The organism is Paraburkholderia sp. SIMBA_027 (assembly GCF_046535315.1).
In the GTDB taxonomy this organism is placed as follows: Bacteria; Pseudomonadota; Gammaproteobacteria; order Burkholderiales; family Burkholderiaceae; genus Paraburkholderia; species Paraburkholderia tropica.
Genome location: NZ_JAWRWY010001221.1, coordinates 1 through 250 on the forward strand (window position 1 = coordinate 1; position 250 = coordinate 250).

Below are 250 nucleotides of genomic sequence, written 5' to 3' on the forward strand. Positions count from 1 at the left end.
GGGGGCATCCTCCATGCAGCCTGCCCGCTTCGAACCGCAGGCCCGTTTTCTATCGCTGACGGAATTCGTGGAAGGCAACATTTCCAGACCCGGGGTCGAGCGCGGGGAGACAGGTTTTCTCAAACCAGTGATACGCCGCGCTTTTCTGGACAAACATGCATTGCGTTATGACGAGGCTCTACGGCTCGGTGAAGACTATGAGCTTTACGTGCGCGCACTTGCCGCCGGTGCCCGCTACAAGGTCATCCGC

At 59.2% G+C, this 250-nt stretch carries 1 pseudogene; it reads left to right on the forward strand.

Annotation, left to right across the window (positions count from 1 at the left end):
• Positions 1 to 13: 13 nt before the first annotated feature.
• Positions 14 to 250: pseudogene (locus tag SB764_RS43035) on the forward strand (glycosyl transferase family A); the annotation flags it as partial.